The sequence below is a fragment of the Pseudoalteromonas simplex genome, assembly GCF_015278155.1.
Classification (GTDB): domain Bacteria; phylum Pseudomonadota; class Gammaproteobacteria; order Enterobacterales; family Alteromonadaceae; genus Pseudoalteromonas; species Pseudoalteromonas simplex.
In genome coordinates this window covers 375,402-399,155 of sequence record NZ_JADILN010000003.1, presented here as the reverse complement: position 1 = coordinate 399,155, position 23,754 = coordinate 375,402, and the positions used below count along the sequence as shown (strand labels likewise).

At 41.1% G+C, this 23,754-nt stretch carries 20 protein-coding genes; 8 read left to right on the top strand and 12 right to left on the bottom strand.

Annotated features, from left to right (window positions below; translation table 11 throughout):
- Nucleotides 1-43: 43 nt before the first annotated feature.
- Nucleotides 44-952 (top strand): cation diffusion facilitator family transporter, encoded by a 909-nt coding sequence (locus IRQ78_RS09300; protein ID WP_138602166.1) that lies wholly within the window; start codon nucleotides 44-46, stop codon nucleotides 950-952.
- Here the strand turns inward: IRQ78_RS09300 and IRQ78_RS09295 are convergent.
- From IRQ78_RS09295 to IRQ78_RS09285, 3 genes are read right to left on the bottom strand one after another with little or no spacing between them, the layout of a single operon-like run.
- The gene (locus IRQ78_RS09295) at nucleotides 931-1,872 is read right to left on the bottom strand and encodes an alpha/beta fold hydrolase (RefSeq protein ID WP_054550978.1); all 942 of its coding nucleotides are present in this window, start codon (nucleotides 1,870-1,872) and stop codon (nucleotides 931-933) included. The genes IRQ78_RS09300 and IRQ78_RS09295 overlap by 22 nt on opposite strands.
- Complete coding sequence (locus IRQ78_RS09290) at nucleotides 1,873-3,258, bottom strand: ATP-binding protein (RefSeq protein WP_194441857.1); 1,386 nt, start codon at nucleotides 3,256-3,258, stop codon at nucleotides 1,873-1,875.
- Nucleotide 3,259: 1 nt separating this feature from the next.
- Complete coding sequence (locus tag IRQ78_RS09285; protein WP_194441856.1) at nucleotides 3,260-3,949, bottom strand: response regulator; 690 nt, start codon at nucleotides 3,947-3,949, stop codon at nucleotides 3,260-3,262.
- Nucleotides 3,950-4,120: 171 nt separating this feature from the next.
- Between IRQ78_RS09285 and IRQ78_RS09280 the strand changes: the two genes are divergently transcribed.
- The gene (locus IRQ78_RS09280) at nucleotides 4,121-4,648 is read left to right on the top strand and encodes a Spy/CpxP family protein refolding chaperone (protein WP_166340462.1); all 528 of its coding nucleotides are present in this window, start codon (nucleotides 4,121-4,123) and stop codon (nucleotides 4,646-4,648) included.
- A 60-nt stretch (nucleotides 4,649-4,708) separates the two neighbouring features.
- On the opposite strand, the gene yacG is transcribed toward IRQ78_RS09280, so the two are convergent.
- The 7 genes from yacG to nadC form a co-directional block, all read right to left on the bottom strand.
- Complete coding sequence (gene yacG, locus IRQ78_RS09275) at nucleotides 4,709-4,942, bottom strand: DNA gyrase inhibitor YacG (RefSeq protein WP_054550981.1); 234 nt, start codon at nucleotides 4,940-4,942, stop codon at nucleotides 4,709-4,711.
- A gap of 73 nt (nucleotides 4,943-5,015) precedes the next feature.
- Nucleotides 5,016-6,692, bottom strand: coding sequence for a type IV-A pilus assembly ATPase PilB (gene pilB / locus IRQ78_RS09270; protein ID WP_138619056.1), 1,677 nt, complete (start codon nucleotides 6,690-6,692; stop codon nucleotides 5,016-5,018).
- A gap of 198 nt (nucleotides 6,693-6,890) precedes the next feature.
- Nucleotides 6,891-7,487 carry a dephospho-CoA kinase gene (gene coaE / locus IRQ78_RS09265; RefSeq protein WP_138619058.1) on the bottom strand — a complete coding sequence of 199 codons (597 nt, stop codon included), beginning with the start codon at nucleotides 7,485-7,487 and terminating at the stop codon, nucleotides 6,891-6,893.
- A 2-nt stretch (nucleotides 7,488-7,489) separates the two neighbouring features.
- Nucleotides 7,490-8,386 carry a prepilin peptidase gene (locus tag IRQ78_RS09260; RefSeq protein WP_194441855.1) on the bottom strand — a complete coding sequence of 299 codons (897 nt, stop codon included), beginning with the start codon at nucleotides 8,384-8,386 and terminating at the stop codon, nucleotides 7,490-7,492.
- Nucleotides 8,387-8,508: 122 nt separating this feature from the next.
- Nucleotides 8,509-9,738, bottom strand: coding sequence for a type II secretion system F family protein (locus IRQ78_RS09255; protein WP_194441854.1), 1,230 nt, complete (start codon nucleotides 9,736-9,738; stop codon nucleotides 8,509-8,511).
- Nucleotides 9,739-9,796: 58 nt separating this feature from the next.
- Nucleotides 9,797-10,243 (bottom strand): pilin, encoded by a 447-nt coding sequence (locus IRQ78_RS09250; RefSeq protein WP_194441853.1) that lies wholly within the window; start codon nucleotides 10,241-10,243, stop codon nucleotides 9,797-9,799.
- Between the two features lie 492 nt (nucleotides 10,244-10,735).
- Complete coding sequence (gene nadC / locus IRQ78_RS09245; RefSeq protein ID WP_194441852.1) at nucleotides 10,736-11,584, bottom strand: carboxylating nicotinate-nucleotide diphosphorylase; 849 nt, start codon at nucleotides 11,582-11,584, stop codon at nucleotides 10,736-10,738.
- 187 nt (nucleotides 11,585-11,771) lie between these two features.
- On the opposite strand from nadC, the gene ampD reads away from it, so the two are divergent.
- The 6 genes from ampD to lpdA all read left to right on the top strand — a co-directional run bounded on the left by ampD (nucleotide 11,772) and on the right by lpdA (nucleotide 20,588).
- Nucleotides 11,772-12,314, top strand: coding sequence for a 1,6-anhydro-N-acetylmuramyl-L-alanine amidase AmpD (gene ampD / locus IRQ78_RS09240; protein ID WP_194441851.1), 543 nt, complete (start codon nucleotides 11,772-11,774; stop codon nucleotides 12,312-12,314).
- Nucleotides 12,315-12,335: 21 nt separating this feature from the next.
- Nucleotides 12,336-13,187: a beta-lactamase regulator AmpE gene (ampE, locus tag IRQ78_RS09235; protein WP_194441850.1), complete on the top strand. Its 852-nt coding sequence runs from the start codon at nucleotides 12,336-12,338 to the stop codon at nucleotides 13,185-13,187.
- 378 nt (nucleotides 13,188-13,565) lie between these two features.
- Nucleotides 13,566-14,315, top strand: a complete 750-nt coding sequence (gene pdhR, locus IRQ78_RS09230) for a pyruvate dehydrogenase complex transcriptional repressor PdhR (protein WP_036965924.1) — start codon at nucleotides 13,566-13,568, stop codon at nucleotides 14,313-14,315.
- A gap of 85 nt (nucleotides 14,316-14,400) precedes the next feature.
- Nucleotides 14,401-17,067, top strand: coding sequence for a pyruvate dehydrogenase (acetyl-transferring), homodimeric type (gene aceE, locus IRQ78_RS09225; RefSeq protein ID WP_166340477.1), 2,667 nt, complete (start codon nucleotides 14,401-14,403; stop codon nucleotides 17,065-17,067).
- A gap of 9 nt (nucleotides 17,068-17,076) precedes the next feature.
- Complete coding sequence (gene aceF / locus IRQ78_RS09220; RefSeq protein WP_194441849.1) at nucleotides 17,077-18,975, top strand: pyruvate dehydrogenase complex dihydrolipoyllysine-residue acetyltransferase; 1,899 nt, start codon at nucleotides 17,077-17,079, stop codon at nucleotides 18,973-18,975.
- Between the two features lie 188 nt (nucleotides 18,976-19,163).
- Entirely contained in the window at nucleotides 19,164-20,588 is a 1,425-nt protein-coding gene (lpdA, locus tag IRQ78_RS09215) for a dihydrolipoyl dehydrogenase (protein WP_194441848.1), read from the top strand.
- 190 nt (nucleotides 20,589-20,778) lie between these two features.
- Here the strand turns inward: lpdA and IRQ78_RS09210 are convergent, their stop codons facing one another.
- On the bottom strand, nucleotides 20,779-22,794 hold the full coding sequence (locus IRQ78_RS09210) for a methyl-accepting chemotaxis protein (RefSeq protein ID WP_194441847.1): 2,016 nt from the start codon (nucleotides 22,792-22,794) through the stop codon (nucleotides 20,779-20,781).
- Between the two features lie 141 nt (nucleotides 22,795-22,935).
- Entirely contained in the window at nucleotides 22,936-23,751 is an 816-nt protein-coding gene (locus tag IRQ78_RS09205) for a symmetrical bis(5'-nucleosyl)-tetraphosphatase (protein WP_054550995.1), read from the bottom strand.
- Nucleotides 23,752-23,754 lie beyond the last annotated feature (3 nt).

Here is a 23,754-nt window from a genome sequence, read left to right as displayed (position 1 = left end):
AGATGATATACTCAATACAGTTACTCACTTAAGGTAAGTTGTTGTGCAGCATCGTAGTTACGAGTTTTGGGTTAAAACAGCGAGTCTAGTCACCATTGTTATGGTGAGTTTAATGATTGCTGCAAAAAGCTGGGCATGGCTTGCATCTGGCTCGGCATCAATGCTGGGTTCTTTAACTGATTCGTTAATGGATATCACCGCATCACTGATGAGTTTTTTAGTGCTTGGTTATGCACTGCGTCCTGCTGATGACGATCATCGCTTTGGTCACGGTAAAGCCGAAGCATTAGCAGGGCTTGCACAAGCCGCTTTTATAGCAGGTTCTGGTTGCTTCTTGGCGTTTCATGGTATTGAGCGCTTATTTAATCCGGTAACTTTAAAGCATTCTGACCTTGGTATTTGGGTCAGTATTTTCGCTATTGTTTGTACGCTCGTGGTGGTGTTTGTGCAAACTAAGGTGATCAACCACACCGAATCAATTGCCATTAAAGCAGACTCGATTCATTATAAAGGCGATTTAATCTTAAATTTGGCCGTACTACTGGCAATTGTGTTAGCTAAGTACGGTGTTGCTTATGCCGATCCATTATTTGCTATTGGTGTGGCTGTTTATTTACTTTATAACAGTTGGGACATTGCTCGTGACAGTGCTGATCATTTAATGGATAAAGAGCTGCCAGATGAAGAAAAAGCAGAGATACTCGCCATTGTGAATAGTCATCAAGACGTATTTGGCGCCCATGATATTCGTACCCGCCAAGGTGGTAAAATTAAGTTTATTCAGATGCATTTAGAGCTGGAAGACTCTTTATCATTATTAAGAGCCCATCAAGTCGCAGATGAAGTTGAGGCGTTAATTCAAACGCATTTTGATTGCGAAATGGATATTTTGATGCACCTTGACCCACTTTCAGTAGTTAACAAAACACGTCAAAGTTCTGCACAAAATTGATAAAAATCACAGAGTACTGCTTGTCTGATCTCGTCGCGTTCACACAATAACTCGTGGCGAGCACCTGCGTAGCTTTTTATTTGTGCTTGCTTTTGTCTATGAGTAAGTGCAAATTGCGCAGCGTTATCGACTACGGTGTCTTGCTCTGCGCTGGCGATAAACAAAGGAATATCGACTTTTTTATCCACTAAAGAGGCAATAAAATCAAACGACGCATTAAGCCAACCATAGGTGACGCCACCTAGTTGTAAATCACCTTCTGCTGCATACAGCTCTCTGAACAGCTTATATCGAATTTCACTACTGGTTAGTTCATTAGCTGCAAAGTCGACGGGTAAATAATCGCTTTGGCCAAATGCGTAACTGCGGCCAAGACCAAGTAAGGATGCAATTTTAGCAGCCAGTTTTGCTACAGGTTTTGGCGTGCCTTTGGTATAGATATCAAACATCGGCGCTGATAAAAAAGCCCCTGCAAATTGATGCTGATAGCGTGATAGGTAATCATAGGCAATGGCACTGCCCATAGAGTGGCCAAGCAAAACCTGCTTTCCTTGCCAGTGTTGCTGCACCACTTTTTCTATAAATACAGCAAAGTCATTTGCGTAATCAGTAAAACGGTTTACATAGCCTTTATGAGTATTTTTTAGATGACGATAAGAGCGGCCTTGCCCCTGGTGATCAACACTAAAAACCGCAAAACCATTTTGATATAGCTCCCAAAGCAACTCTTTGTACTTAACTAGAGATTCTATACGGCCAGTACTGATAACGATGGCCGTTTTTGCTTGCTGAGGAATAGCATAGCCGTAATAAAGCTTGCCATGAGCGGTGCTCAGAAAGTCTTGCTTTAATTGCTCAGAAAAAAACTGGTTAATATTAGGTAGGTTACTAACAAGACTTGCTTCGCTACTGTAAAACATTTACTCACTCTTAAATGGGAGACGGATGTTTACGCATAGTCCGCCATGTTCTTGGTTTTCAAGTGTTAGTGTACCATCATGTGCTGAGATAGCATTCTTTGCAATTGCAAGACCTAAGCCTGTGCCCCCAGTGTTTCTATCGCGAGCATGCTCCTGACGGAAGAAAGGTTCACATAGCCTTGCTAGGTTTGCTTCATCAACCCCTTTACCGTCATCACAAACAGTGATGTAGATAGCATCTGATTCAACTAAACCTATTGAGATTGAAAGTTCTGCGTATTTAATGGCATTGCGTAGTACATTTTCAAGTGCGCTGGCTATTAAGGTTTCATCGCATTTTAAATCGGCAGTTAGTGTACCATTGACAATAAGCTCTTTATTGTTTTGCTTGGCTTCAAATTGAGCATCGTTGAGAACATGATCAACAATCACTTGTAAAGACTGCGTACTCAACGCTAGGGTTTGGCTTTTGGCTTCTAAGCGTGAAACTTGAAGTACATCGGCAATCATTTTATCGAGCTGATTTGCCTCTTTTTCAATACGCTCTAAATAAGCGTGTTGAGCGTCATCTGCTTGCATTTGTGCAAGGCCTGTGGCCATTTTTAAGCGCGTTAATGGTGAGCGTAGTTCATGGGAAATATCTGCTAGTAATCTTTTTTGCGCGCTAATAAGCTGCTCAAGTTGTACCGCCATGGTATTAAAGTCACGACCAAGTACACCTAACTCATCTTGACGAGTAGGAGATACATCGGCGCGGGCAGTTAAATCGCCATGAGCCAGTTTTTTTGCGGTTTCTTTTAAACTATTAATAGGTGCAATTAAGTTACGGCTAAAGAAGAAACTGAGCATCAATGAGGCGATTAAAGCAATAAGCAGCTTGAGCCAAACAGGCATTAGCCATAGGCTGACAAAAAACGGTTTCTTGCGTTTTTCATCGATTTCATAAAGATAAAATTTACCTTCGGGTACATTCAAAGCTACCGGTCCGTAGGCTTGGTATTCGTCGGTAAAAATAATTTGCGGGCGCATATATTTGGTAAAGTTCAGCAAGCTTAAATCAATGTCTTTGGATACAGGTTCGCTAAGCATTTCAACACCATGAACCTCACCATTTAAGTACAGTAATTTATGCTTTGATAAGCGCGGATGAGATAAAACCTCTTGAGTTGATTTTCCGTGTTTAGCAACAATGCGTTCAATACTTTTAGCAGTGTACTCAAGATTTTTCAGCATGGGTCCACGCAGGTCGTCATTGCCGACATTGCTCGTTAACTGGCTTAAAAACACCAGTATTGTGATAGTCGCTATGACAGTAACCCAAAACCAAGCAAATATTTTTAAAAACAAATAATGGCGGGGATGCTTTAGCCAGCTTGGAGTTTGCATATTATTCGCCTTGTATTAATACATAACCACTGCCGCGCATGGTTTTGATCCGTTCATTACTAACGTGTTCTGCAATCTTTTTACGGATGTTGCTGACATGCATATCGATTGAACGGTCAAAAGGGGCAAGGCGTCTACCAAGGACTTGCTCACTTATTTGTTCTTTGCTGATCACTTCACCGGCATGTTGTACTAGCATGGCAAGGATCTCATACTCAGTGCCGGTTAGGCTAAGTACGTTGTCTTTAACAGAAGCCTCACGAGTTGCGAAATTAACATTGATGCTGTTAACACTCAAGGAGCTGGCCTGTTGGTTCGATAAGCTGTTGATATGCTCGATGCGACGGGTAATTGCTTTAACGCGGGCTAGCAGTTCTCTGTGGTTAAATGGTTTAGGAATATAATCATCTGCGCCTAGCTCTAAACCAAAGATACGATCAAAGTCTTCGCCTTTCGCGGTTAGCATGATCACCGGAGTAAGCTTATGTTGTCTTAACTGCTTTAGCACCTCAAAGCCATCCAAAGAGGGTAGCATCACATCAAGCAATATTAGCTCATAGTTATGCGTTATAGCTTGTTTTAGGCCTTCAGCGCCATCATGAACACACTCTACTGTAAAACCTTGTGCTGATAAGTACTCGCTGAGTAATTCGCACAATCCTGTATCGTCGTCGATCATTAATAGTTTCATTCTGACACCTAGCTATTTATTTCTTTAAGGTTATTTTACTCAGTAAATTGTGTAAAAGTGAATCTTTACACAACCTTTACACTGGTTTGCGTTCCTTTGCATTGAATTAGTTATAGTTAACCCATCAGTCGGAAACGACAACAGAGCACAACCCAACAAAAGGTAATGATTATGACTATTTCAAATAAGCTTTCTAAATTCGTACTTGTTTGTGGTTTAGCAGCAGCGAGTGTCGGTGCTACTTCAGCAATGGCGAAAGGTGACTTTAACCGTGGGATGAATCCACAAGCTCGTTTTTTACTTTCTGAGCGTGGTATTGATAAATTACAGCTTACAGAAGATCAGCAAACGCAACTTAAAGCGATTTTTGCCGAGCAGAAAACACAATTTGCAGCACTGCGTGGTGATAAAGATGCAATGAAAGCCGCTCGTACTGCGCACAAAGAGAAAATGGATGCGTTATTAGCAGCTAAAACATTTGATGAAAATGCCGCATTAGAACTAATTAATGCGCGTCAAGAAAAAGGCCAGCAGTTTGCAATGCTAAAAATGAAATCTGATCATGCCATTTGGCAGGTTTTAAATGCTGAACAGCGCGAAAGCTATCAAGAGATTAAAAAGCACCTGCGTAAAAAAGGTCACAAAAAGGGTCACCATGGTCCACGCGGAGAGCGCAAAGGTGAGCGTTCTGAAGGTTAATACCAAATTACTATTAATATAAAAAATGCGGCAAATGCCGCATTTTTTGTATTTGACGCTTTATTCTTTAAAGAATGAATCATCGTTTTTAGCTAGCATCGCTTCGATATCTTCAATCATATCTTGGCTCAAATCATTAGCATTGCTAATTGGGCTAGAAATTTTATTGTTCTCAAACGACCACTCACCTAAATCTATTAGCTGGCAGCGTTTTGAACAAAATGGACGATGTGGGCTTTGTTCTGACCATTCTACTTTGGCTTTGCATGTTGGGCAGTCTACAACTGTTGGCATGATATCACTCTTAATTAAGCTCTTTCGTCAGATCTTACTGAACAGTTAGTTGAGAATCCAGTAACGAATTTGTTTAGAAACTCGTTACTCGGTTTATTTCAGCCAGAGAGGTAACACCATCGGCGGCTTTTTTTAGGCCTGATAAACGTAGATCATTAAAGCCTGAGCGAAGAGATACTTCAGCGATTTCGAGTGAGTTACCACCACGCATAATAATTTGCGCTATTTCAGGGGTAATTTGCATTACCTCGTAAATACCAACTCGACCTTTATACCCTTCAGTACAGCTGTCACAGCCTTTTGGTGCGAATAGCTGAACTTCATTGAGTTTGTCTTTATCAAAACCTTGGCGAATCAATTCTTCATCAGGGAGTGTTTCTGGTGTTTTACACTTAGGACAAAGTCGTCTTGCTAGACGCTGCGCAATAATAAGACTGATTGAACTTGCGACGTTATAAGCAGGAACACCCATATTTAAAAGACGAGTAAGGGTTTCTGGTGCTGAGTTGGTATGCAGAGTCGATAATACCAAGTGACCTGTTTGCGCCGCTTTTATTGCAATTTCAGCGGTTTCAAGGTCACGGATCTCACCAACCATTACGACATCGGGATCTTGTCGTAAGAAAGCCTTTAATGCATTGGCAAAGGTCATGTCTGCCTTTGGATTAATTTGTACTTGGTTAATCCCTTCAAGGTTGATCTCTACTGGATCCTCGGCAGTACTGATATTACGCTCTGGCTGGTTAAGAATATTCAAACCAGTATAAAGTGATACGGTTTTACCAGAACCTGTTGGACCGGTTACTAAGATCATGCCCTGGGGCTGTTCAAGTGCATCCATGTAGAGTTTTTTCTGCTCTGGTTCATAACCAAGTACATCGATACCTAGCATAGCGCTTGATGAGTCGAGAATACGCATTACGATTTTCTCGCCCCAAAGGGTAGGTAGCGTACTTACACGGAAGTCGATACTTTTACGTTCAGTGATTTTAAGCTTAATACGACCATCTTGAGGTTTGCGCTTTTCTGCAATATCAAGTCGAGACATAACCTTAATACGCGCCGACAAACGGCTCGCTAAGCTATTGGGTGGACTTGCCATTTCATGCAAAATACCATCGATACGAAAACGTACACGGTAACGGTGTTCATAAGGTTCAAAGTGTAGATCCGATGCACCTTTTTTTATCGCATCCATCAAAATTTTATTGATGTAGACAATAATAGGCGCATCGTCTTTATCTTCGTCTTTGCTGGTTAAGTCTTTAGGAGCTTCGGTTTCAAGATCGCCAAGTTCTTTAAACTCATCTTCACTTAAGTGTAAACCGCCTGCAGCATCAAGTAATTGTTCTATTTTATTTTCGAGCTGAACGTAATCAACAACAACTACTTCACATGAAAGGCCAGTACTAAATTCAAAGTTTTCAAAGGCTCCGTAATCGGTTGGATCAGAGGCGGCAATGTAGAGTTTACGGCCTTTTTTTACTAAAGGCAGAATGTGGTGTTCACGAATGAGTTTGTCTTTAACAAGTTCTTCAGAAATGTGTGATACATCAAAATCTTTGATGTCAAAATAAGGGACTCTGAAAAGATCTGTGCATTGCTCTGCTAGCTCATGGCCAGCCATACCACATGTTTTAGAAATTAGCTCCGCAGTAGAGCTGTATTCGCGCTGCTTTGATTTTACGGTCTCTGCATCAATGCGACCTAGAGTGATAAATTTTCGAAGTAGCGGTGAGTTAATATTCATTGCGCACCTAGTTTGATCCTTTATTTGCCACAATCTAACAGAAAAAGTAAAACGGTTACATCAGTCTTGTCTGATTTTGGAAAAATTGCAAAATAAATTAACCATAAACTCAAATGTTTAGCTAGTTAGTTGGTACTTTGGTATTATTTTTCTGTGGCTGCTTTTTTACAAAAATAAGTATTTAAATCAATAATATCGTTAAATTAAAGTTAGGTATTTCTCATGCAACTTTTGTACATCAATTTTTACCTCAGAAAGAAGGCGGTTATTATCTAATGTATCTGTCGCTTTTTGTTGCTTATCTGCTCTGGGCATTTGTGAAGCGATGATTTGCTTAGCTAATTCAACAGAGATATTGTCTCGAGCTGTGGTTCTCGTTATTTGCACTTCAACAGGAACATCTATCAATAGAGTATGATCACAGAATTGATCTAGGCCATTTTCAAAAAGTAGAGGCGCAACTAATATTACATATTGGCTGGTGGCTTGCTGTAATTGAGCGAGCATTGACTCTCTAATAAGCGGATGCAATAAATTATTTAGCCATTGCTTTTGTGATTCATCAGCAAAGATAATTGCTCTTAGTTTTGCACGATCAAGGCTGCCATCAGTAGTGAGTATCTCATCACCAAAGTGTTCAGTAATTTTTTCAAGTCCCGTTGAACCTGGCTCAACGACCTCTCTAGCCACGATATCAGCATCAACCACTTGAATGCCAAGCTCTTCAAACATGGCGCTTATTGCACTTTTCCCTGATCCGATTCCACCCGTTAATCCTAAAATCCAGCTTGCCATAATCAGTAGCCCAAATAATTAAAGTAGTAAGCTTGAATTTGCTCACCCCAAAGCAAGGTTAGCCAACCGGCAATGGCAAGGTAGGGCCCAAATGGAATTGGCGTGGTTTTATCTTTACCTTGAATAATGATTTGCGCAATACCGATGATGGCACCGACCACACTTGATAACAGCACTATGGTTAAAATATCTTGCCAACCTAATAGCGCACCAAACACAGCTAATAGTTTAAAGTCGCCATATCCCATACCCTCTTTACCTGTGGCTAACTTGAATAGCCAGTAGACACTCCACAAGCTTAAGTAGCCAATTGCTGCGCCAATAATAGCGTCGCTTGGAGCAATGGTAATATCCATAGTGGCTGCAATCAGTGCCAACCATACTAAAGGAAGGGTTAGTTGGTCGGGTAGTAGCATGTGATCTATATCGATAAAGGTTAAAGCGACTAAAACCCAGGTAATAAATATATAAAGCAGAGCAAGCGTTGTTGGGCCAAAAATTACAGCGACAATTATGCTTAAAACTGCTGTGAGCATTTCCACAATAGGGTAGCGTACAGATATTGGTGATTGGCAATTTGCGCAGCGACCTTTTAATAATAGCCAACTTAGCACAGGGATATTTTGCCAAGCTTTAATCGGAGCCTTGCATTTTGGGCAGGTTGAATTAGGTCTTACTAAATTAAAGGGAGCTTGTTCTGCTTGCTGTTTTGAATTGAGCTCATCGGCCAATACAATACGGCATTCAGTTTGCCATTCTCTTTTCATCATCAGTGGCAAACGATAAATCACCACATTTAAAAAGCTACCAATACATAGGCTTACTAAGCCCACAGTTAAAAAATAAAACCACTGCTGACTTTGCATCGCAGTGGTTATATCAAGAAAAAAGTTTTCCATTAAAATACCTAACATCTGACCATTTAGAGGCCGAATTTATTTCGCTGTGTTGAACTGTTTTTATTATTTATTTTATGTAGCAAGTTATCAACTAGCGTTTTGAGTTTTGCTTACCGCTTACTTTAAACAACTGAACCCAACTGGAATATAGGCAAGTACATAGCAACAATTAAACCACCAACCAGCACACCTAATACAGCCATTATGAGTGGCTCAAGTAAGCTTGATAAACCGTCAACGGCATCATCAACCTCTTGCTCATAAATAGTTGCGACTTTAGCAAGCATGCCATCAAGTGAGCCAGACTCTTCACCAATGGCCACCATTTGGATCACCATATCGGGGAATATTTTAGAGTTACGCATTGCCCAGTTCATTAAATTACCTGAGCTCACTTCTGCTTTAATTTCTAAAATTGCATAGCGATAAACCGCATTACCAGAGGCACCCGCAGCTGAATCAAGTGCATCAACCAGTGGCACACCAGCAGCAAAGGTAGTAGAAAGTGTACGAGCATAACGAGCAACCGCAGCTTTATTTAAAATCATGCCAATAACAGGTAGCTTTAATATAGCTCTATCGTTGGCATCTCTGAGTTTTTTGCTTTTAAGTAACGCTTCTTTATAAGCGTAGCCTGCGGTAATAATAGCAATAAGCATCATCCACCAGTATTCTTGCATAAATTCTGAAATACCTATTACCATTAAGGTAAAGCCGGGCAGCTCGGCGCCAAAACTCGAAAAGATGTCTTTAAACTGTGGAACTACGAAAATAAGCAAAATAGATGTAACAATGACAGCAACGACTAAAACCGCAATGGGGTAAAACATGGCCTTTTTAATTTTTGATTTTAATGCTTCGGCCTTTTCTTTATAAAGCGCAACACGGTCAAAAATTTTATCAAGGGCACCCGACTGTTCACCTGATGCTACAAGGTCGCAATATAAATCATCAAAATAACGAGGGTGTTTACGGAGCGCTTGAGAAAGTGGCACGCCTGCTTTAACCTCATCACCTATGCTTTCCATTAACTTAGCAACGCTTTTATTCTTTGCGCCTGAGCCGATCATTTCGATAGATTGTATTAAGGGCACACCTGCCATCAGCATTGTGGCTATCTGGCGAGTAATTAGGGCTATATCTTTAGGGGTTATCTTTTGTACAGTCTTTATGCCAAAAAGAGGTTTAGGTTTTCGTTTTACCTTATAAGGTGTTATACCTTGTTTTCTAAGTTGTGCTTTGACTAGTGGTATACTTGAACCACTCAATTCTCCTTCTAGCTTTTTACCTCGAGAGTTAACTCCGGTCCAGATGAAAGAGTCTAAGTCTTGGTTATCATTTAGTTTTGACATTTAAAAACTCTTTAGAAAGGTAGCTTGAGTCAGCTACCTTGTTAAGCATTAAGCAAATCTATTTTTTTGCTGTGCATCCTTTTGGTGCAATATCTTCATCACCAGCAGCCAAATCGTGTGTACAGGTCCATTTAAAGGCATTATTTGCTAAATTTGGTGTGTAAGTAAACTTTTTACCAGCTAGGTTCGCAGCTACGCCTGAAGAGTTCATAGTTGCTACAATTACACCTGTATCAGCTGTAACTGCAATTGAACTATAAGTACCTGTGACTGCTAGATCCGAATTTTTCGGTGCAGTAGCATCGTCAGGGTATTCTCCATTAGATTGATAAAACTCTGCGATTGAAGTTTTAACACCTGCAGCAAGTGATGCGGCTTCAGAAGCTTGAGCTCTTGCTGTGTAATCTTGATAAGCAGGTAACGCAATTGCTGCCAAGATACCGATGATTGCAACTACAATCATTAATTCAATTAGGGTGAAACCCTGTTGGTTTTGTTTTGTCATTTGTTCCTCTCCTAAAGGATATGATGATTTTGTAAGTTTAGCTGTAACTTCAGCGTTGTAAACCAAGGCTTAATTTACAGGATAAATCTTACAGTTTTAATTAAAACGTCTTTAAATAAAGCTTGATTGATAACATAAAACTCTTAGAACTTCCCATGTTCTGAAAACATTAATTAACTTTAGCATTATTCAATGATTTTGAAAGCTATTTTCCTGTTAGCTAGAGGTTTTTTCAGAACTTTCCTACTTTAGTTTGAGACAGGTCAAGCTAATTCAATTATTGCACTGTTTGATATGGCATCCTTGCTAATACTTTGAAGAGTGAAACTAAAATGTGTGTAATAGCCTAGGGTGAAGACATACTAAAGAGTGATATTTTGCCGTATAAATGTTTGTTTTTTGTTACTATTACAAGCTTTGTACGTATTTAATGCTTTTTTTATTTCGTTGTCAACGGATTAGGTAAGCATTAAATACGTGGCTAGCTATTTTTTAAGCACTAAAACGCATTGAAAGGTCGATTGATTGTAAATTTTTTGTAAGTGCACCACTTGAAATAAAGTCAACGCCAGCCTGCGAATAGACTTTTAAGGTTTCGAGTGTCATGTTGCCAGATACTTCGAGCTTTGCTCGCTTGTCTGTCAGCACGACTGCTTGTTTAATTTGCTCTACGGTAAAGTTATCAAGCATGATGATATCAGCACCTGCTGTGATTGCTTGCTCAAGCTCATCAAGTGACTCCACCTCAACCTCAACTGGTTTTGTAGGGTGATTGATTTTTGCTTGAGCTACTGCTTTATCAATTCCGCCACAGGCAGCGATGTGGTTTTCTTTAATTAAAAACGCATCAAACAAACCGATACGATGATTCGCACCGCCACCACATTTTACAGCGTATTTTTGTAGCGCACGTAAGCCAGGAATTGTTTTACGTGTGTCGAGTAACTGCGTAGTCGTGCCCTCAAGCTCTTTTACGTAATGAGCAGTTGTTGTTGCTGTACCTGAGAGTGTTTGTACAAAGTTAAGGGCTGTGCGCTCTGCAGTTAAAATTGCGCGAGCTGAGCCTGATGCTGTAAAAAGTGTGCTATTGGCTGCTACTTTGTCGCCGTCATTTACAAGTACTTCAACGTTTACTGCAGGATCGACTTGGTTAAAAACTTCTAAAATAATGTCTTTACCACAAAATACGCAGTCTTCACGGGTAATTACCTTAGCATTGGCTAGCTCGTTTTCTGGAATTAGTTGCGCGGTAATATCACCGTCATTTGCGCTTTGGTAATTTAAATCTTCATCAAGGGCAAGTTTTACCAGTTGGCTAATTAATGTGTGTGGGACTGACATGTCGAAAGCTCATTGTTTATTAATAAATTGGCGAAATTTTACTATGTTTAACCCCTCAATAGAAGACAAAGATTGGCTACAGTAAAGTATCCCCACTGTTACTTTAAGTGATTGAATCAAAGCAACTAGACCCTGAGATTTTAACCCTTTACACTATTTAACTTTATTGTCATCGTTAGTTTTTAATATGCATATAAATGAATTGGGTCAATTAAACAATGTGTTACAAAGGCTCTGTACACATTACGATGAACGCCCAGAAGGCGAGGTGTCATTGCTTGTTATTCATAATATCTCATTGCCAGCAGGGCAGTTCGCAACGCCTTATGTTGATGATTTATTTATGGGAACAATTGATTGTACGGCGCATGAAAGCTTTGCTGATTTAAAAGGCTTAAGAGTGTCAGCACATTGCTTTATTCGTCGTACCGGTGAAGTTATTCAGTACGTGCCTTTTGAGAAACGAGCTTGGCACGCCGGTATCTCAACGTTTGAAGGTAGAGAGCGCTGTAATGATTTTAGCGTGGGCATTGAGCTTGAAGGTACAGACACCAAAGCGTATACCCAAGCCCAATATAATGCATTACACTTAGTGACTAAGGCGTTGATGGCAAAGTACCCTGAGATAAACCGTTCGCGCATTGTTGGCCATTGTGATATTGCACCGGGCCGAAAAACTGACCCAGGTGCGAGTTTTGATTGGCAATACTATTTTGATTTAGTGTTTTAGTTAAAGGATATAGGTAAAGGCATGATCTTAATTTCAATAATTATTGCTTTGGTGATTGAGCGTTTAGGAGCTCGAGCAGATTATTGGCAAATCGGTTTTTATGCCAATAGATATCTTAAACACTCGCAAAAACAACTCTCAGAAAAAGGCTTATTTAATTCGCCAATTGGCTTTTTGATTTGGTTAATGTTGCCTGTCGTTGCCGCAGGTTTAGTCTATCAACTCTCTGATTTTATTATTTGGCAGCTGGCAGTGAATGTTGCTGTGCTGCTGATTTGTTTTGGCTGTGCTAAACAACGTGCTTTATATAAGTCTTACTTAAATGCGTTAACCCGCAACGACCAAGAAGCGGCTACCTTATATGCATTACAAATGGGTCAAAAGAAAACAGAAAATGATCCTCAAGGTGAGACTTTTGGCCAAACTCTAGCTTGGCTAAATTTTCGCTTTTACTGTGCAGTTATTTTTTGGTTTGTGGTTTTAGGTGTACCTGGCGCAGTTCTTTATGCGCTAGTTCGAACTTTTGCTGATAAAGTCAGAGGCGACCATAAAGTGGCGTACGCTAAGCGTTTTAAACTGATCCATAGCTTATTGTTCTGGCTTGATTGGTTACCTGCACGAGTTGCAAGCTTTGGTTATTTAGTGATTGGTAACTTTAATAAAGGTACCAGTTGTTGGCTCAAATATGTGCTCGACTTTTCAGTGAGTAACCGCAAAGTTGTTACGCAAACCGCACTTGCCGCTGAGCAAATAGAGCAACAACATTTTGGTTGTACTTATGAAGCTACTTGCATGATGAAGCTTGTAAAACGAAATGTATTGTTCTTTTTAGTGATCATCGCAGCACTTACTTTATTTGGTGGTTTGGCGTAGGCGCGATTTTATATCGCGTTTAAATTTTTGGTCTTTGTGGTTTTTGTCGTGGGATGAGCCCGCTGTTACAAAGCTACTCAATTCAACTAACATCTAAAACCTGACCTCTAAAAGCTTTTGTCGCTCAATCTGGTCTGACCATTTATTTTTTATTGTTTTTTCCTTCAGAAAAAGCCACTTTAATCCATACTGTTTAATCTTTAGACGAATTACGTTAGGGTGTAACTAGGCGCTGAACGTAGTGAAATTGACAGAAATACGGGTTTTTGATAACGTATGCGACAAATTTGGTATGACCAATTTACCTTTTTGGTCAAAGCACAAGGCTAAATACCCGATATTTATGGGGTTAGCGCATAACAATGCGGACGTTAATAAATGTCTTTAAAGATTAAAGCAGCAAAATTATCTGATGTAATTTTACAACAACTTGAGAATATGATTCTTGAGGGGTCGTTAGCGCCAGGCGAAAAGCTGCCTCCTGAACGTGAATTAGCGAAACAATTTGAAGTATCGCGACCCTCACTGCGTGAGGCGATTCAAAAGCTAGAAGCCAAGGGGTTAGTAACGCGTCGCCAAGGGGGCGGAACGTTCGTAAAAAATCAGCTTGAAGAGGGGCTCACTGATCCGCTTTTTGATTTGATTAGTAAGCATCCAGAGTCACAATTTGATTTACTCGAATTTCGTCATGCCCTTGAAGGAATCGCAGCATATTATGCAGCTATGCGTGGCACAACGAATGACTTCAAAAAAGTAAAACAAAGCTTTGACAACATTGCGCTCGTTAATGACGACATTGTGCAAAAAGCAAAAGCAATTAATGCATTCCATTTTAGTGTGGCAGAAGCGTCTCATAACGTTGTACTGCTACATTTAGTACGTGGTATGCAGGCCTTGCTAGAGCAAAATGTATTACAGAATTTAACTGTACTGTTAAAAAAACCACAGATCAGTCAGCAGCTCGCAGAACATAGACGACTGTTGATGGATGCGGTTATTGAAGGAAACCCAGAGCAAGCACGTCTTGCTAGTAATGCTCACTTAGCCTTTATCGAAGAAGCCTTACTTGAGGCTGGCAAAGAGCATTCGCGGATTGAACGTAGTTTAAGACGCACCAAACAACATTAAGCAAGTGATTAGCTAAGTTTAGTTAACTACTTAATTTTAAGATTTATTAAAATAATTAGTATTTTAAACATAAGGAAACCTCCATATGTCTGAAGTCAATAAAATTGACGTAGACGCGCTAGAAACACAAGAGTGGTTACAAGCCCTTGAGTCTGTTGTGCGTGAAGAAGGTGTTGAACGTGCTCAATTCTTACTTGAGCAAGTGTTAGAGCAAGCCCGTTTAGACGGTGTTGATATGCCTACTGGCACAACCACTAACTACGTTAATACCATTCCGGTAGATCAAGAACCTGCTTACCCAGGTGACGTAAACATTGAACGTCGTATTCGTTCAATCATTCGTTGGAATGCGATCATGATCGTATTACGCGCGTCGAAAAAAGATCTAGACTTAGGCGGCCATATGGCGTCTTACCAGTCTTCAGCTGCATTCTATGAAGTATGTTTTAACCACTTCTTCAAAGCACCAAACGATGTTGATGGCGGTGATTTAGTTTATTACCAAGGTCACATTTCTCCAGGTATCTATGCACGTGCATTTGTTGAAGGTCGTTTAACTGCTGAGCAGCTTGATAACTTCCGTCAAGAAGTTGATGGTAAAGGTCTTCCTTCATACCCACACCCTAAATTAATGCCTGAATTCTGGCAGTTCCCTACGGTATCTATGGGTCTTGGTCCAATTGCTTCAATCTACCAAGCTCGTTTCTTAAAATACCTAGACGGTCGTGGCTTAAAAGACACTAAAAACCAACGTGTATACGCTTTCTTAGGCGATGGTGAAATGGATGAGCCAGAATCACGTGGTGCAATCTCATTCGCTGCGCGTGAGAAGCTAGATAACTTATGTTACCTAATAAACTGTAACTTACAGCGTTTAGATGGCCCAGTAATGGGTAACGGTAAGATCATTCAAGAGCTTGAAGGCCTATTCAAAGGTGCAGGCTGGAACGTGATTAAAGTTGTATGGGGTAGTGGTTGGGATATCCTACTTGCTAAAGATACATCAGGTAAATTACTGCAGTTAATGAACGAAACGATTGACGGTGATTACCAAACATATAAAGCAAAAGACGGTGCATATGTTCGTGAGCACTTCTTCGGTCGTTACCCAGAAACAGCAGCACTTGTTGCTGATATGACTGATGAAGAAATCTTCGCACTTAAGCGTGGTGGCCATGAGCCTTCAAAACTTTACGCTGCATTCAAAAAAGCGGAAGAAACCAAAGATCGTCCGACTGTGATCCTAGCTAAAACTGTAAAAGGTTACGGCATGGGTGAAGCGGCTGAAGGTAAAAACATCGCGCACCAAGTTAAGAAAATGGACATGACCCACGTTGAGCACCTACGTTCACGTTTAGGTCTACAAGATTTAGTTTCTGATGAAGAAATTAAAGAATTACCATACCTTACTCTTGAAGAGGGTTCTGAAGAGTACAAGTATCTTCACGCTCGCCGTGAAGCGCTTCAAGGTTACACACCTAAGCGTATTCCTAAGTTTTCTGAAAGCTTAACATTGCCAGAAGTTGACGCGTTCAAGCCACTACTTGAAGAGCAAAAGCGTGACATCTCTACAACAATGGGCTTTGTACGTGCACTTAACGTATTACTAAAAGACAAGGGCATTGGTAAAAACATCGTTCCTATCATCGCTGATGAAGCGCGTACATTTGGTATGGAAGGTTTATTCCGTCAAATCGGTATTTACAACCCGCATGGCCAAAACTACACGCCGCAAGACCGTGACATCGTTTCTTACTACAAAGAAGCAACATCAGGTCAGGTATTACAAGAAGGTATCAACGAGTTAGGTGCAATGTCATCATGGGTTGCTGCTGCAACATCATACAGCACTAACGATTTACCAATGATCCCATTCTACATCTACTACTCAATGTTTGGTTTCCAACGTGTAGGTGATATGGCGTGGATGGCCGGTGACCAACAAGCTCGTGGTTTCTTACTAGGTGCTACGGCAGGTCGTACTACACTAAACGGTGAAGGTTTACAGCACGAAGATGGTCACAGCCACATTCTTGCTAACACGGTTCCTAACTGTATTTCTTATGATCCGACATTCGCATACGAAGTAGCGGTAATCATGCAAGACGGTATCCGTCGCATGTACGGTGAAGACCAAGAAAATGTGTTCTATTACCTAACGCTAATGAACGAAAACTACCATCAACCAGCAATGCCAGAAGGCGCTGAAGAAGGTATTCGTAGAGGTATCTACAAGCTTGAAACTGTGGCTGGCGATAAAGCGAAAGTACAGTTACTAGGTTCAGGTACTATCATGATTGAAGTGCGCAAAGCGGCACAAATCCTGAGCGAAGAGTATGGTATTGGTTCAGATGTATTCTCTGTAACATCATTCAACGAGTTAACGCGTGACGGTCAAGACGCTGAGCGTTTCAACATGCTTAACCCTGAAGCAGAGCAAAAGACTGCTTATATCACTAACACATTAACAGATGCCGTGACTGTTGCTGCAACAGACTACATGAAGAACTACGCAGAACAAGTTCGTTCATTCGTACCAAGCAGCAACTACAAAGTGTTAGGTACTGATGGTTACGGTCGTTCTGATAGCCGTGAAAACTTACGTCGTCACTTCGAAGTGAATGCTGGTTATGTTGTGGTTGCAACACTATCTGAGCTTGCTAAACGTGGTGAAGTTGAGAAGTCAGTAGTTGTTGAAGCAATCAAGAAATTCGACATCGACACAAACAAAGTTAACCCGCTATACGCATAAGAGGTTCCAATGAGTATTGAAATTAATGTACCAGATATCGGTGGCGATGAAGTTGAAGTAACCGAAATCCTTGTTAGCGTTGGTGATAAGGTTGAGGTTGACCAATCGTTATTAACGGTTGAAGGCGACAAAGCATCAATGGAAGTACCTGCTGCACAAGCAGGTACGGTTAAAGAAATTAAAGTAGCTGAAGGTGATACGGTAACGACGGGTTCACTTATCATGATCTTCGAAGGTGAAGAACAAGCTGCGGCTCCTGCAGAGGCTAAAGAAGAAGCGCCAGCTCCAGCAGCTGCGCCTGCAGCTTCTGCTACACAGGAAGTAACTGTGCCAGATATCGGCGATGATGAAGTTGAAGTAACTGAAATCATGGTTGCGGTAGGTGACACGGTTGAAGAAGAGCAATCTTTATTAAGCGTTGAAGGCGATAAAGCATCAATGGAAGTACCTGCTCCAATGGCGGGTACGGTTAAAGAGATCAAAATCGCGACTGGCGATAAAGTGAAAACGGGCTCTCTAATCTTCGTTTTTGAAACAGCTTCAAGCGGTTCAGAAGCGCCAGCTGCAGAATCAGCACCAGCTGAAGCAGCGCCGGCAGCAGCGGCATCAAGCACTAAAGAAGTAAACGTGCCTGATATCGGTGGTGACGAAGTTGAAGTAACCGAAGTGATGGTTGCTGTTGGCGATAAGGTTGAAGAAGATCAATCAATCTTAAACGTTGAAGGCGATAAAGCATCAATGGAAGTACCAGCACCATTTGCCGGTACTGTTAAAGAAATCAAAGTAGCAGCTGGGGATAAAGTATCAACTGGCTCACTTATCTTTGTATTTGAAGTAGCGGGTAGTGCACCAACTGCAGCGGCACCTGCTCCTGCAAAAGCTGAAGCAGCGCCTGCTCCTGCAGCAAAAGCGCCTGCGGCTGAAAAGCCTGCAGCAGCACCTGCAAGCAACGAAGGTTTTGCAGATAACAAAGCGTATGCACATGCATCGCCTGTTGTTCGTCGTTTAGCGCGTGAGTTTGGTATTAACCTAGCAAACGTAAAAGGCACGGGTCGTAAGAATCGTGTTGTGAAAGAAGACGTACAAAACTACGTGAAAGACCTTGTGAAGAAAGTTGAGTCAGGTCAGCTATCTGCAGGTAAAGGTAATGCCGGTGGCGGTGAGTTAGGTCTTATCCCTTGGCCTAAGGTTGATTTTGCTAAGTTTGGTGAAATTGAAGAGAAGAAACTTTCTCGTATCCAGAAGCTATCAGGTGCTAACTTACACCGTAACTGGGTGCAAATCCCACATGTTACACAGTTTGACGAAGCTGATATCACAAGCCTTGAAGCATTCCGTAAAGAGCAAAACGCACTTGCTGAAAAGAAAAAGCTGGGTGTTAAAATCACACCACTTGTATTTGTAATGAAAGCAGCGGCGAAAGCATTGGCTGAATTCCCAACGTTTAACTCTTCACTGTCTGAAGACGGCGAAAGCTTAATCTTGAAGAAATACATCAATATCGGTGTTGCAGTTGATACGCCAAATGGTCTAGTTGTTCCAGTGTTCAAAGATGTTGATAAGAAAGGCATCATTGAACTTTCTCGTGAGTTAATGGATATTTCTAAGAAAGCACGTGACGGCAAGCTAACTTCATCTGATATGCAAGGCGGTTGTTTCACAATCTCAAGCCTTGGTGGTATCGGTGGTACAGCGTTCACGCCAATTGTGAATGCGCCAGAAGTTGCTATCTTGGGTGTATCTAAGTCAGAAATGAAACCTAAGTGGAATGGCAAAGAGTTTGAACCTAAATTAATGGTTCCATTATCAATGTCATACGACCATAGGGTTATTGACGGTGCCCTAGCAGCACGCTTTACTGTGACGCTAGCAAGCTACATGAGCGATATTCGTCAACTAGTGATGTAATCGTCTCGTAAATTATAAGAATCAAATCCCAGCAAGTTGTTTTTTGCTGGGATTTTTACCATTGGCAATGATACAATCTTTGCCATAGAACAATCTTGGTATAGATATCTGCTCTCCCTTTCTGCCTTGCAGAAACATGGCAGTTAAACTTAGGGGCAGTGTCCCGTTCAAACATTTAAGGTAATAGCATGAGCAACGAATTAAAAACTCAAGTTGTTGTACTAGGCGGTGGTCCTGGTGGTTATTCTGCGGCTTTCCGTGCTGCTGACTTGGGCTTAGAAGTTACACTGGTAGAATCTCGCAACACATTAGGCGGTGTATGTCTAAATGTGGGTTGTATTCCTTCAAAAGCACTTTTACACGTAGCTAAAGTGATCGATGACGCAGCTGAAATGTCATCTCACGGCGTTACTTTTGGCAAGCCTGAAATCGACCTAGACAAAATCCGTTCTTGGAAAGAGTCTGTTATCGGTCAACTAACTGGCGGCCTAGACGGCATGGCTAAAATGCGTAAAGTGAAAGTAGTTAGCGGCTACGGTAAATTCACTGGTAGCAACACACTTGCTGTTGAAGGTGAAGACGGTACAACAACAATCACTTTTGACAATGCTATTATTGCAGCGGGTTCTCAACCTGTTAACTTACCTTTCATCCCTGAAGATGACCGTGTAATTGACTCAACTGGTGCGCTAGAGCTTAAAGACGTTCCTGAGAAACTACTAGTTTTAGGTGGTGGTATCATCGGTCTTGAAATGGGTACTGTATACCGTGCACTAGGTTCTGAAATCGACGTAGTTGAGTTTGCTGATCAATTAGTACCAGCAGCTGATAAAGACGTTATCAAGATCTACCAAAAATACGTTAAGAACAAGTTCAACGTAATGCTTTCTACTAAAGTTGTTGGCGTTGAAGCGAAAGAAGACGGTCTATACGTTTCATTCGAAGGCAAAAACGCACCAGCTGACGCAGTACGTTACGACAAAGTGCTTGTAGCTGTAGGTCGTACACCTAACGGTAAATTACTTGACGCTGATAAAGCAGGCGTTAACGTTGATGAGCGTGGTTTCATCAATGTTGATAAGCAACTTAAAACAAACGTTGATCACATCTTCGCTATCGGTGATATCGTTGGTCAACCAATGCTTGCACACAAAGCGGTTCACGAAGCTCACGTTGCTGCAGAAGTTATCTCTGGTCAGAAACACTTCTTCGATCCTAAGTGCATTCCTTCAATCGCATACACAGATCCAGAAATCGCATGGGTTGGTGTAACTGAGAAAGAAGCTAAAGAGCAAGGATTAAGCATCGAAACTGCTGTATTCCCTTGGGCTGCTTCTGGTCGTGCGATCGCTTCAGCACGTACTGAAGGTCAAACTAAGCTAATCTTCGATAAAGACTCAGGTCGTGTTATCGGTGGTGCTATGGTTGGTATCAACGCAGGTGAAATGCTAGGTGAAATCGGCTTAGCAGTTGAAATGGGCGCAGACGGTGAAGACCTAGCGTTAACTATTCACGCTCACCCAACATTAAACGAATCAATCGGTCTAGCTGCTGAAATCTTCGAAGGTTCAATCACTGACCTTCCAAACAAAAAAGCAGTTAAAAAGAAGTAAGTTCTTTTGACTAATCGTTTTAAAAACCCAGCTCCGGCTGGGTTTTTTGTTTTTTAACCATCAGCACATTTTAGTTATTCACAATAAGACTGAATCAAAAGCCAGCTGTTAACCTCGTTAAGAATTACTATAAAAAAACCGCGTTTGCTTTCACAAACACGGCTTCTATTCTTCATTAGCTTGTAGCTTACTATACTTTAAACGCATCTACCGATAAACGCAGTTCTTCAGCCAGTTTTGCTACTTCAGAGCTTGAGATATTAGTTTGGTTTGCACCTTCAGCTGTTTGCTCTGCGATTGCTACAATCGACTCTAAACGTTCACTGATCTCTTGAGATACTTGATGTTGTTCGTGAGCGGCTGTTGAAATCTCTTCACTTACGTTATGAGCCTGTGCAACGGCAGCAGTGATTGAATCAAGGGCCGTGTTTGCAAGGTCTGATTGCTCAACGCACGACTCAGCTTGTTGCTTACCTTTCGACATAGCCGATACAGCAGCCTCAGCGCCAACCTGAAGCGATTCAATCATTGCTTGGATCTCTTGGGTCGACTCTTGAGTCTTGCTTGCTAGAGAGCGTACTTCATCAGCAACTACGGCAAAGCCTCGGCCTTGTTCACCGGCACGGGCTGCTTCAATGGCTGCATTAAGCGCAAGTAGGTTGGTTTGCTCAGCAATGCCACGAATAACATCTAAAATGCCACCGATTGAAGCGCTGTCTTTATGAAGTTGGTTGATAACTTGCGATGCATCATCGACTTCACGAGCTAGTTGCTCAATGGTTGCTTTATTTTGTGATGAAATGCCTTTGACACGATCTGCTTCTTTGTCAGCGTTCTTTATTTCACTAAGAGCTTGTTGAGCACTGCTACTTACCGCTTGTGATGTACTGCTCATCTCAGTTGTTGCCGTTGCCGCTTGTTCAACCTGTGCTTGTTGATTACGTATAGCTTGGCTAGATTCTTCAGTGATTGCCGATGTCTCTTCAGAAGCAGCAGCTAGCTGTGTAGAGCGAGAGATTATACCTTGGATAAGCGTACGCAAACTTTCAATTAGCGTATTACAGCTACGTGATAGTTCACCGAACTCGTCTTTAGCTGAGTCGTCAAGACGCTGTGTCATGTCACCGCTTGCCACGATATCAAGGATACGGTTTACTTCAGAAAGGGGCTTGGTTATACGATTAACAGTCACAGCAGCAACGATGATAGCAATTAAAGTAGCAATCACCATGGCAACCCAAGTCCAAATAGTTGCTGTTGAGACATTACCGCTGACATCTTGCTGCAAGTCAAAAGCCAGCACTGTAGCTTGGTCAACTAGTTCTTTTAATTGCTTTAATGCTTCACTAGTAGAGTTTTCTGCGTTTGCTAATTCAGCTTCTGTTTTAGCAATTGCATCAATTAAACGTTTTTTATTTGCAGATAAACTGTTATTACCACGAACATTATCTGAAAGCGTTTCAAAGTAGCCGTTTAAATCATTATACAAACCGGCGTTATTATCAATAATTGCTGGGCGAATGAGCCCTAAACTACGCTCAACTTCTTCTAAGTAATAAACCTGTTCATTTTTTACGATGTCTAATGTGTTGAGAGTTTTCACCGTTAGCATATCAGTGCTGTTAGTGACGACTGATTGGAAGTTGTTTTCCATGTTATTGGCGGCTTGATAAGCACGTGAATGGTTTTCTTCAAGTCCATCTATATCAATAATATCAAGCACCACTGAATTTGCATCTTCAGCACTGATTTCGATGTTTTCAAGCTGGGTGCGTAGTGTTTTATTTAGCTCAAGTTGAGTTTGTTTATCTGCAAACAGGTTGTCGACAGACTTAACAAAGCGCTTATAAGTTTGCTCAACTTGTTGGCTGCTTTGTTTTAGCTTTGGATCGTTGCTAACAATTTGTTGAAGCTCTTGGTAGGAATTATCATATCGTTTTTTTTGTTGGTTGAAATTTTTTCTTAATGTCGCCAGTTCATCTTGCGCACTAGTATAAAAACTTGCCTGAGCTGACTTACTCATTAAAATAAATTCAACCTGTAACTCATAACTCTTATCGAGAGCTGGCAGCGAAAGCTGGTTAACTCGCTGTGTTGATTGATCTATGTTGGTAATTTTTACCAACGAGTTACCACCAATAAAAAGCAGGAGTAACGTAATAACAATAAAGCCACCCCAAATGCGCTGTCTAACGGTCAAGTTCATATGCAATTCCAGAAAATAGTACTAATCAACACTTATCGGCAAGGTTGCCAATTAGTTAAGTATTTAAATTTAATTAGCTTTAAATTAAATTTATTTTAATTGTTATAAATCTAACAGATGTTCAGCTATTTTTCAGTTTATTTAGATAAAAGAGTGGGATTTTTCGACGAAATAGTCTTTTGTGTTGAGTTCCATTAGGGTCATTGCGCCACCCCAAACACAGCCTGTATCAAGTGCGTGGATGTTTTCTTGTTTGACTTTACCTTCTAAAGCAGCCCAGTGGCCAAATGCAATATGCTGTTTTAACTTAGAAATATCAGGGTGATCGAACCAAGGTATTATTGAGCTGTCTTCACTAATACTGGTTTTGTTTGCAAAATCGAGTTCACCTGTAAGGTTTACGAACCGCATCCGAGTGAAATAATTAACAATATAGCGAAATTTAGCTTCACTACTTAAATTCGATTGCCACTGTAACGGATGGGGATCGTACATATTGGCGAAGTAATGAGTTGCATCAGCTCCTTGATAGCATTGTTGGGCAAAACTAGCACGTTTCAATGCTTTTTTTATTGACCAGCTAGGATTTAGGCCAGCATGACTTATCAGCATGTTATAGCGTTCAAGCCAAATAGCTAATGGCTGTTGCTGTAAAAAATGAATATATTCAGCGCGTTTTGGACTATTAAAAACATCGGCCAGCTTATCTTTGGGGTTTGCAGGTTTATTTAGATAATGACAAGCGATAAGGTGTAAATCATGATTACCAAGGGTAATAGTTACACTGCCTTGCATAGTATGAAGACGCTCGAGACAGGCGAGTGAGTCAGGACCTCGAGCGACTATATCGCCGACTAAGTAAAGGTGATCTTGGCTTGGGTTGAAGTTGACCCGTTTCAATAACGCATCAAATTCACTATAACACCCCTGTAAATCACCAATTGCATAATCAGCCATCGT

What these genes read in the sequence shown, in the direction of transcription:
- IRQ78_RS09295 (WP_054550978.1), bottom strand. Translation starts at nt 1,872, where the DNA reads ATGTTTTACAGTAGCGAAGCAAGTCTTGTTAGTAACCTACCTAATATT.
- IRQ78_RS09290 (WP_194441857.1), bottom strand. Translation starts at nt 3,258, where the DNA reads ATGCAAACTCCAAGCTGGCTAAAGCATCCCCGCCATTATTTGTTTTTA.
- IRQ78_RS09285 (WP_194441856.1), bottom strand. Translation starts at nt 3,949, where the DNA reads ATGAAACTATTAATGATCGACGACGATACAGGATTGTGCGAATTACTC.
- IRQ78_RS09280 (WP_166340462.1), top strand. Translation starts at nt 4,121, where the DNA reads ATGACTATTTCAAATAAGCTTTCTAAATTCGTACTTGTTTGTGGTTTA.
- yacG (WP_054550981.1), bottom strand. Translation starts at nt 4,942, where the DNA reads ATGCCAACAGTTGTAGACTGCCCAACATGCAAAGCCAAAGTAGAATGG.
- pilB (WP_138619056.1), bottom strand. Translation starts at nt 6,692, where the DNA reads ATGAATATTAACTCACCGCTACTTCGAAAATTTATCACTCTAGGTCGC.
- coaE (WP_138619058.1), bottom strand. Translation starts at nt 7,487, where the DNA reads ATGGCAAGCTGGATTTTAGGATTAACGGGTGGAATCGGATCAGGGAAA.
- IRQ78_RS09260 (WP_194441855.1), bottom strand. Translation starts at nt 8,386, where the DNA reads ATGGAAAACTTTTTTCTTGATATAACCACTGCGATGCAAAGTCAGCAG.
- IRQ78_RS09255 (WP_194441854.1), bottom strand. Translation starts at nt 9,738, where the DNA reads ATGTCAAAACTAAATGATAACCAAGACTTAGACTCTTTCATCTGGACC.
- IRQ78_RS09250 (WP_194441853.1), bottom strand. Translation starts at nt 10,243, where the DNA reads ATGACAAAACAAAACCAACAGGGTTTCACCCTAATTGAATTAATGATT.
- nadC (WP_194441852.1), bottom strand. Translation starts at nt 11,584, where the DNA reads ATGTCAGTCCCACACACATTAATTAGCCAACTGGTAAAACTTGCCCTT.
- ampD (WP_194441851.1), top strand. Translation starts at nt 11,772, where the DNA reads ATGCATATAAATGAATTGGGTCAATTAAACAATGTGTTACAAAGGCTC.
- ampE (WP_194441850.1), top strand. Translation starts at nt 12,336, where the DNA reads ATGATCTTAATTTCAATAATTATTGCTTTGGTGATTGAGCGTTTAGGA.
- pdhR (WP_036965924.1), top strand. Translation starts at nt 13,566, where the DNA reads ATGTCTTTAAAGATTAAAGCAGCAAAATTATCTGATGTAATTTTACAA.
- aceE (WP_166340477.1), top strand. Translation starts at nt 14,401, where the DNA reads ATGTCTGAAGTCAATAAAATTGACGTAGACGCGCTAGAAACACAAGAG.
- aceF (WP_194441849.1), top strand. Translation starts at nt 17,077, where the DNA reads ATGAGTATTGAAATTAATGTACCAGATATCGGTGGCGATGAAGTTGAA.
- lpdA (WP_194441848.1), top strand. Translation starts at nt 19,164, where the DNA reads ATGAGCAACGAATTAAAAACTCAAGTTGTTGTACTAGGCGGTGGTCCT.
- IRQ78_RS09210 (WP_194441847.1), bottom strand. Translation starts at nt 22,794, where the DNA reads ATGAACTTGACCGTTAGACAGCGCATTTGGGGTGGCTTTATTGTTATT.
- IRQ78_RS09205 (WP_054550995.1), bottom strand. Translation starts at nt 23,751, where the DNA reads ATGGCTGATTATGCAATTGGTGATTTACAGGGGTGTTATAGTGAATTT.